This window comes from Synechococcus sp. YX-04-1 (genome assembly GCF_030546365.1).
Lineage (GTDB): Bacteria > Cyanobacteriota > Cyanobacteriia > PCC-6307 > Cyanobiaceae > Parasynechococcus.
On the sequence record NZ_JAUONZ010000007.1, the window covers coordinates 85368 to 93907 of the forward strand.

At 52.3% G+C, this 8540-nt stretch carries 11 protein-coding genes; 1 reads left to right on the forward strand and 10 read right to left on the reverse strand.

The window, feature by feature from the left end; genetic code table 11:
- Positions 1 to 369: 369 nt before the first annotated feature.
- Positions 370 to 588, reverse strand: a complete 219-nt coding sequence (locus Q3Y53_RS12000) for a hypothetical protein (RefSeq protein WP_303536379.1) — start codon at positions 586 to 588, stop codon at positions 370 to 372.
- A gap of 245 nt (positions 589 to 833) precedes the next feature.
- Positions 834 to 1229 carry a hypothetical protein gene (locus Q3Y53_RS12005; RefSeq protein WP_303536382.1) on the reverse strand — a complete coding sequence of 132 codons (396 nt, stop codon included), beginning with the start codon at positions 1227 to 1229 and terminating at the stop codon, positions 834 to 836.
- A 295-nt stretch (positions 1230 to 1524) separates the two neighbouring features.
- On the opposite strand from Q3Y53_RS12005, the gene Q3Y53_RS12010 reads away from it, so the two are divergent.
- Positions 1525 to 2073 carry a hypothetical protein gene (locus tag Q3Y53_RS12010; protein WP_303536385.1) on the forward strand — a complete coding sequence of 183 codons (549 nt, stop codon included), beginning with the start codon at positions 1525 to 1527 and terminating at the stop codon, positions 2071 to 2073.
- 261 nt (positions 2074 to 2334) lie between these two features.
- Here the strand turns inward: Q3Y53_RS12010 and Q3Y53_RS12015 are convergent, their stop codons facing one another.
- The 8 genes from Q3Y53_RS12015 to Q3Y53_RS12050 form a co-directional block, all read right to left on the reverse strand.
- Positions 2335 to 2475: a hypothetical protein gene (locus Q3Y53_RS12015; protein WP_303536387.1), complete on the reverse strand. Its 141-nt coding sequence runs from the start codon at positions 2473 to 2475 to the stop codon at positions 2335 to 2337.
- A 296-nt stretch (positions 2476 to 2771) separates the two neighbouring features.
- Complete coding sequence (locus tag Q3Y53_RS12020; RefSeq protein ID WP_303536391.1) at positions 2772 to 3515, reverse strand: glycosyltransferase domain-containing protein; 744 nt, start codon at positions 3513 to 3515, stop codon at positions 2772 to 2774.
- Positions 3516 to 4008: 493 nt separating this feature from the next.
- The gene (locus tag Q3Y53_RS12025; RefSeq protein ID WP_303536392.1) at positions 4009 to 4254 is read right to left on the reverse strand and encodes a DUF1651 domain-containing protein; all 246 of its coding nucleotides are present in this window, start codon (positions 4252 to 4254) and stop codon (positions 4009 to 4011) included.
- Between the two features lie 22 nt (positions 4255 to 4276).
- Positions 4277 to 5368, reverse strand: a complete 1092-nt coding sequence (locus Q3Y53_RS12030) for a tyrosine-type recombinase/integrase (RefSeq protein WP_303536393.1) — start codon at positions 5366 to 5368, stop codon at positions 4277 to 4279.
- A gap of 652 nt (positions 5369 to 6020) precedes the next feature.
- Positions 6021 to 6239 (reverse strand): hypothetical protein, encoded by a 219-nt coding sequence (locus Q3Y53_RS12035; RefSeq protein WP_226424214.1) that lies wholly within the window; start codon positions 6237 to 6239, stop codon positions 6021 to 6023.
- 339 nt (positions 6240 to 6578) lie between these two features.
- Positions 6579 to 6851: a hypothetical protein gene (locus Q3Y53_RS12040; RefSeq protein WP_303536396.1), complete on the reverse strand. Its 273-nt coding sequence runs from the start codon at positions 6849 to 6851 to the stop codon at positions 6579 to 6581.
- Between the two features lie 218 nt (positions 6852 to 7069).
- Complete coding sequence (locus tag Q3Y53_RS12045; protein ID WP_303536400.1) at positions 7070 to 7897, reverse strand: PfkB family carbohydrate kinase; 828 nt, start codon at positions 7895 to 7897, stop codon at positions 7070 to 7072.
- 115 nt (positions 7898 to 8012) lie between these two features.
- The gene (locus Q3Y53_RS12050) at positions 8013 to 8252 is read right to left on the reverse strand and encodes a hypothetical protein (protein WP_303536403.1); all 240 of its coding nucleotides are present in this window, start codon (positions 8250 to 8252) and stop codon (positions 8013 to 8015) included.
- Positions 8253 to 8540: the final 288 nt, after the last annotated feature.

The window sequence follows — 8540 nt, forward strand, 5'->3', positions numbered from 1 at the left end:
GAACTGTTTTTTTAAACCCAAAAGGAGTGATCAGATTTTCTTTGCACCAATTAAATGATAAAAATTTTTGAATCAGCAGATTCAAGGGCCCTCTAAAGCTTGGGTCTAATTCGATTGCTTGATTGTTTTGGCTTGTCATCTCTTACTGCGTTCATATGCATTACTAGCTTCCGATGCGTGGTATGGCAATTGCTGCACACACTGAAAGTACCCCCCACACCCAACAGGCACGCTGTGGAGCCGCTGAGCAACCATCTCACGTGTTTGTGAGTGCTCCGGCTGTTAATGCTTGGTTTATTGGTGTTGCCACGCAACAAAAACCCGCCATTGCTGACGGGGTGTTTTGTGTAAGGTTTTGTCGGGAGAGTGTCAGTAGAAGGTCTCTTCCATGACTGCCTCTTCATCCTCATCTTCTAAAACGATGGTTAGGCCATCTTCAAGTTCGTCAAAGGCACACCAGAAGTCGTAGGTTCCCGCTTTGCAGGCAGTAGTCACTTCTGTGTACTTTGCCTTTGCTTGCTCCAGGTCGTTGGTTTCAAGAATGACGTTGTCGTGTTCGCCATCCATTTCAATCAGTTTGTAAGTCATTCTTTTTTGGATTAGTAGTTGTGTGGTTTTGTCGGGAGATGGATAGCGACAACATCAGCGCCCCCTGCTTTTCCCTTGCGGGTCTTGTATTGCTTTCAGCCCTTGAGACTAGGCATCAGGGTCATTGGCGCGTAACGCTGCAACCAGCTCCCCCATCAGGAACAGGGCAATGCGGGTGTCGCGGGTCATGGGACCACCTCATTGCCTTTGCAGGTTTTAACCATACGTGAACCCTCCTGCCAGGCTTATAGCGACAAGCCAAATAGTTTTTGTACCATCACCGCACTACCTGTAAAACCAAACAAGCCACCAATCAATAAAGGTGGTAGACCTACGAAAAGGAGTAAAAAGAATTCGCCGCCTTCCCAGGCTCCCTGACGGCAGAGGTTATTGGCTTCAACGAGACTACGGACTGCTCCATAAAACAAAAGAAGTCCACCGCCAGTCATCAAGGCAGTTATATGGTCTCCAGGTTTCATCATGTGGTTGATGGTTGTAATTCCTGGTACTGCACACCAAGCAAGCCAAAGCCATGTGAATCCCATGGTTTTCCATGCATTGGGTGGCCATAGCTCATAGCGCATTAAGCGCAACAGTGGTCGGCACCAACTTCTAATTTTTTGCCAACGTGCAAAGCGCATGTTCCAACTCAGTCTCCATGCTTCAGTCTGACAAATGCTTGTTTTCACGGCTATGACTGACCTCACCAGCACAAACCTCACCTCGTAGAACTGCTTTTTGCCTACGCACCATCGCTCACTCCCATAAAGCCTTAGGAATCCACTCCATCCGCTTCTGTCATTCGGCGCCGCGGGTACAGGTCAGGCGTGACTGCCTTGAGTGTTCCCCCTCTGCTCAAGTTCAAAACGCTCTTATATGAGCAAAACTTGAAAAAACTGTCATCATAAAAGAACTGAGACAGTTGACGCATTTCTTATGGAGCAACAGAAGCCTGGCTGCTTAAAAAGCTGCTTTATGCTCTTCATATTTATCTTCCTTCTGCCAGTTCTCGGCTTGATTGGATTCAATATTATTTTGGTATCTGGAGCAAGGATTTATTCAAGCCTTATTGGGGAAATAGCAAAGCAGAATGATTGGATCAAAAAGAATAGACAACTTGCAGATGATGCAGTAACAGAATGCAAAGCCGCTGAGGAAAGAATGATTGCCGATAGGTTTGACCATCTAATTCGGGATCCCAAGCATGAGTTACAGCCTCATCGAAACAGTGCAATTCGATTTAGAGAAAGAAGTGACTATCGATTTCCAGCGCCTAGCAAAACCCTAAGTTTTTACCCCCGAGATAGAGCCGTTGACAATAGTGCTGACTACAGTGTTGTCTTATCTTGGTATCGTCAATTTAAGTTTTTCGGGGAAAATCGGCCTCTTTTCTTTGATCCTCACTATGATATTCGGGTGACTTGCTTTGTGTCAAAGGATCCCACTAGAGTGGCAGCTCTTGCGAGTGAATATATTGGTCAGTAATTTTATTTTCAAATACTGCTTTACTCGTAACAAGAGAATTGTGAGGGTCCTCACGATCTGGCTTAGTTCGTCACACAGTCCTTTATCCAGCCTCGGGAGCACTGCCCACTTCCTTCTTCCACGTCGGTGCCCAGAGCTTGCAGCGCTTCTTTAGGTGCTGAATCGCTGCAGCTGCTTCTGCCTGAGGTTGCAGCCCTACGCGCCAATGACCCTGATGCCTTCAGAGGTTTGTTGGCAGACGGCACGCAGGAGCTTGGAGTGTCAGAGGTAGAGGAGCTGCTGCTGGACTGGCTCTTGCACCCCACCAGACAGCCATTGCCTGAAGGCAACAGGGTCATTGGCGCGTAGTGCTGCCACTAGCTCCCCCATAAGGAACAGGGCAATGAGGGTGTCTTGAGGCATGGGTCAAACGTGACTGCCTTGAGTGTTCCCCGCTTCAGGCGAGACCCTGGCTACCAAAGAGCTAGTTGCTCTTGATTAATCGGTGGCGGTAAATCCACTGAGCTGAAGTGCCTTGACAGAGGTGAACTTACCAGCGAATAAAAAGACACCTGAAGTACTTACTATTTCATGGATTTTAATTAGCTCTTGCGACAATGCAGATTTTCTGGGATTGATTCTTATCGAATGACTTAAGAGAATGCTACTGCATTGGGCTTTTCCCTTAATGCTATCAAGGACCTTATGATCGAGCGAAACTATTCTTGGAATAATTTACCATTGACTTGAGGGACTTCAATCCCTTGTATGCCTAATTTTTGCTTTTCATGCATTCGGTTTAGAATCTTCGCTAGTTCATTGTCTGCGATACTTTGCCCATCAATTAAGCCATGAATCTTGACTGCTTCCACGAATTCCTGCTTGTGAGGAACTCGAAAAAAGTGATTACTTAAAAAAGATCTTCTCGCAGCATGAATCGACTTGCACGGAATGTCCCGATACGTAGCCAGTGGGCCCAAGGTGTAGGGGAAGCTGAGCTGGTCCCTACGGCTCTTGGTTGTAACTTCAGCCCACCACGCATTATTAGCAGCTGCAACTTTAGGAGAATTACGCCGAATCACGATAAAAGTAAGCGCTAATCTACCAGGCATATCTCGATGCAATTCAAGCTTGCGCGAAAGATCTTTTTTGGAGGCCTTACAGGCATCAATTTCATCATTTATAGAATTTCTTTTGAAGTGACCATAAACTCCTACTTCAGGGTAATCAAAGAACTCCAAAAGCTCCTCGGGTTCTATCAGTAACTTTAGGTTTGAATCGCACCATATAGTCCATTCAGCATCTGGAAAATAAAGATGGCTTAGAATTTTTGTAGCCCTAGCATTAAGCCTTTCGTCTTCAAACGTCGAGGCGCTCTTAACTTGATAAGCCCCATTCATGGGTAGATCGTAATGACCAGCATTGCAGGTATATGTAACAATACTAGACCTAGTCTTGCTCACCTTAATTTCACAAGTTAACGCCAATATAGATCACATTCAGTTAGCTGAAGGTCCCCTATCGCCTGGTTCGGCGCCATTCATACTTCTTTTGGAATTAGAGCGATCCAGCAAAGCAGCGGGTATCCATTGCCATGTTGGAGCCTAAAGCTTGCACCGCTATCGGACGATGACCATTGGGATGAGAACCCGCGACTTCGCAGCCGAGGCCGGCACGATTCCGTTGCCTCGCTGAAGCTCCTGCCCAGCTACAGATTTCATCGGGCAAATTAGTGCTCTCATCACGCTTCCCCGGTGGTGTGCGTTGGTCGCGGAAAGTTCTGAGCGTATCCACCTCATGCAGTACAGGGGGGGGGGGGAGTACATCCTCAACCGACTGCAAGCTCAAATGGCCATCAACAAAGTTGTAAGCCTCACCTACCGAGGCGTTACCTACGAGAAGCAGCTCTGATCTGGGTGAGCTTGCTGGTTACCGCACAGGCGGGGGGCAGCGCCTCTAGCCTGTTCTGAGCATCTTGTCCCACGCCTTAATGGCGTTTTGGCGAAGCATTCGCCTACGGGCTTGCGGGACTGGTGGGCGTGGTGGCACCCAGCGATAGGTGCGCACTGCAACCCACTGCGCATGAACCGTGGCTGAGTCGGGTTTGAACTGACAAAGCAGCTGTTGTTCAGGACTCACCAGCCAGCCCTCACCACCCGGTTTTTCCGGCGGGGGATTGGTGGCGCGGTCCTTGTTCGGCATGGGCTGGAGTCTGGCTAATCAGTCAGACGTTGACGGCTGCCACAAGGTCTGCCGTCGCATTGGGCTTGAACCTGGCGTAGCTCTTCAGGTGCACCTCGATGGTGTGACCCATTGCCTCGCTGATGTTGGCGATGGGGATATTGGCGGCGTGCATCCCTTTGGCGTAGCGATGCCTGAAGGAATAGGGGGTGAGCTGTTCGCCCTGTTGCTTGGCGTCGTCCCGTAATGCCATCCACACGGCACGGCGGCGCAGGTATTGGTTGAGGGCTTGCCCGCCATCACCATCACGATTCAACGGTGGCAGTTGTTCGCCTACCTGCAACCGTGCCTGCAAGTTCCAATCGATGGCGGAGCCATCAGCATCACGCAGCAGAAGCGGGTGCAGCCTGCGGGGCGGAGTCTTCAGACCTTTGGTGCCACCCATTGATTTTTGGTAGGTGGTCCAGAGTTCTGTCCCGCTCACACCATCTTTGATGACGAGGTAGCGCAATTCTTCAGGTCTTAACCCGTAAACGCTGCACAACTGAATGGCGAAGCGCCAGCGGTCATGCGTTTCACCTTCGGGCAGGTTGTCCAGAAGCTGGAGGATTTGCGTGTCGCTGAGGGGGTATCCAATGCGCTTGGCCTTCAGCACCTCAGGAAGCGCTGCAGGGGGGCTGTAGATGGGCTTGAGGTGTCCACGTTGCACCGCCCAGTTGAGGAAGCCGTAGAGCTTCTGACGCGAGGTCTGGCGCATTCGTGAGCCCTGTTCCCATTGCGCAAGGCAGACCATCGCCAACGCTTCACCGTCAACTGGTGGTCGGTTGTCGAATGCCTTGGCGCAGTTGCGCAGGACTGGCAGATAAAACGTCTTCCAGGTGGTGTCACCAGCATTGGGAACAAACGCCCGATATTTCTCGAACAACGCGTTGAAGTCCAGCTTTTGGTGACTGCTGCTGGTGTCAGCGTTTTGTGCAGCAGCGGCAAGGGTGACTTGACCACCAGCCCAACGCTTGAAGATCTGCTGGATACGGGGCAGGGCTTGCGTGGAACCCTCAAGGGTCCAGGAGTAAGGCAGGGAAACGCTGCCCAGTCCTTTGACCTGAAGGCGCATCCGTCCACGGTTATTCAGCACCCACCAGTCAGGTGCGGTTGAGGCACGTACTTGGTCGCGGAAGGGCTTAACCCAGGGCTCTGTATGGCGAAGTACCGCCAATCGACTGGAGGCATGTTGCTATCAATATTGTGTGGTGAGCGTGTGGTGAGCGTCAAGCATCTACTGACATCTGCTGACAGCACATGACGCAAAAACACTGCTAGAACTGAGGCTACGACTGGAAAAACTCAGTCCACCACTACAGGACCATGCTGCTTTGGGAGCAAGATGCCGCAGGTTCGAATCCTGTCTCCCCGATGCGATCAGAAACCAGTCCCCAGCTGGTATTAGAGCCGTCCCTCAAGGGGCGGTTTTTTATTGCTGATGAGCTCTTGCGCGCAAAACGTGCCTATAGCCACCTAACCGCAATCCTTTTTGCGCACGACTTCTCTGTCCCCCTGACAGTTGGAAGACAGCAGACAAGGTTTATTCATCAATGGCCGACAAATTTTTTCTCATTTGAGGCAATTTTCTAGCTCGCGCAGGCCAATGACGAGTTCAGATTGATACACATAAACGGTATCCTAGCGAACCTGCATCAACAACTATCACGCATCTGGGAGGTTTTTAGATGTGCCCAGTAGCGTCTTGCGGCTTGAAAAGACATGTGCCGTTCAGGACTTCTCCTCTCTCAGCCCCCTTCCATGTGACTAATCCCAAACCCAAAAGGTGGAGAACTGCCATCAAAGCGAGAGAGAACCAGCTCCTGACTCTTGCCAAAGAAGCTTTGCAAGAGAAGAAGGAGAGAAAAGTGATTCATTTTCTGGACTATGTCGATCAGGACATAGCGGCTTAGCCATCCCCAGAAGCCCAGCCCATCTCCTTCATCCACTCGGGTGGAGCGGATCATGGGTCAGACGTGATTGGCTTGAGTGTTCCTCCCATTGCTCAAGCAATAAAAAACCCAGGAGGGAAGAGAAGGGCTCCTGGGTCTGGTGCTGTGTGTTGCCTCGCAGCCCAGCCAGTTAAATGGCATTCATCGGATTTGTTCTGAGGCTTCTCTGAGAGTTTTGGAGTATTTCATCAGCGGCATCCCCAAAATGGTCCGCAAGGATCAGAAGCCTGCGGGAACAAAATAGCCAGCCCTTTCGGGTGGGTTAGTTGCATTCAAAAAGCCCCCGCTTGGTAGTCGGAGGCCATATCTGTTCTGAACTACCCAATTGGTTAGAGCAAAAGAATTATGCGTTCTTCACTCTGCCGGAACGCCATGGGTCATGTGTGACAAGGTCAGGAAGTTGGTGATGTCGCCACCGTTGCAGTAATGGACAGCAACAGGGCGCTCTAGGAAGCCGGGCTTGCCATCTTTGTCGAGGAACTCAACTCCAGTCAGCTTGACGATCGCTTCCTCAGAGTTCTTGACGCAGTTCACAAACTCCTTGGATTGCTTGGCCATAGGCGCCAGCAAAAAAAGAGCTCCAAGTACAGCGGCTCCGATCAGGCCCTTTTCAATTTTGGAATTCATGCACGTTGCTGGGTTAGCCCACCGGTTTTAAGAGAGAGCATCCTTGTTCGCCAGGAACATCTGCCCCCCTGGCCAGCTTCAGGAGTCCAACCCATCTTCTTCTGCCAGATAAACGCCATAGACGTAGATGGTTCCAAGCATCTCAGCGGGCTGGAACTCCTGCCGTGCGCCAGGGCCTCCTGGAATTTGACGTTCAAACCCGTCAGTTTTCTAATGATCTAGCCATAGGGTCCAAAGCGCGTCGCACAGGCGGCACCACACTGGGCACCCAAGGCGATGGCTTTCGCCAAGGTCCAACGCGCAGCTAGGCCGGTGAGCACCCCCGCCGCAAAGCTGTCACCGCAGCCATAGCTCTCTACCAATGGTCCCGGGAGGGGTGAAGGGTCATAGCGCCCGCCCGGAAGACTGAGACCACCTGCGGCACCTTCCGTGCGAATCAGCATGTGGGGAGCTGGGTTCAACTGCTCCGGCTCCACCCGCTCACCGGGATCAAGGCCACTGCCAATCAGGGCATCGAGGGAAACCTTGGCCTCTTGAAGCACAGGCAAACGCACCCGCGGAGTCGCGGCCAGGACTGCAGCAGCGCGACAGGCTTTCAATAAAGGAACATCAGCTGCAGTAACGAAGAGACCGTCGCAGTCGCCGAGGGCCTCCCAGGGCAACGCATCGTCCAGTGATGGCGTCAGCCGCTCGCCGATCACGGTGATTGCTCGGTCCCCCTCCCCATCAACCAAGCTGATGCCACGCCGGGTTGGCGCCTGTCTCCAGGCGACATGAACCACAAGGCCCAGGTCTTCAAGCCGCTTGACGCAGGCTTCGCCGACCGAATCGCGGCCTAAGGCCGTAAAGAAATGGACAGGTTGCTGCTGCAACCGTGCCATCTGCACAGCAACGACGGCACCACCACCAGCAGGTTCCTGCAAGGTTCGCAGGGCGTGGCCAATGGTCCCGGGATGGGGCAACTGATCCACCGCCAGAAATTCCACCCACTCGACATGGCCGACCACAGCCAAACGCAGGGGCGGCAGGGATGAGACGCAAGACAACGGCAGTCCCAGACGACTGGAGTCCCATCCTCACTGGTCATTCGGCCCAACAGAGGTCCTCGAAGCGGGCCGGGGCTCGACTTAGCGGTGAGGGTTGGTTTTTACCGCTGAATCTCTAGGTTTGCTGATCAGCGTGCCTTCTCCACGGAGTCCATGGCCGCTGGGCTTGAGGAGCGATCTCCGGTTGATGTGCGAGCTGCTGTGCTGTTGCGGCTTTCTGCAGGGCTTGCTGGTCGAGTTCCGCAGAAAGGAACAGTCCGGCGATGAACACCATCAGGATGGTGAGTAGTGCTGCGACCAGATACATCGTTGACCGCGCGATGGCTTGTTCCTGCTCCTTGGTCAGGTCGCCCATGGCTTGGCCCAAATCTGGTCAAGGTGTATCAGTCAGAACTCTTTGCTGCGATTACAGAGCATGTGGTTTTGTGTGCTCACTTCAAGCTTGGTCCAACTCCACAGGGGATTGGTGGCGAGCACCTTGCTCGGCATGGATTGGAATCTGACGGCTTCCCCGCTTCGCTAGCCCGGATCTGGTGCGGGCTATGCACGCCGTTCCCACAATCGGCCGATTCGCCCCAGAAGGCAATGAGCACGACAGCTGATTGCCGGGTGCTCCACGGCTGCCGAGAGTGTGTGCATCGAG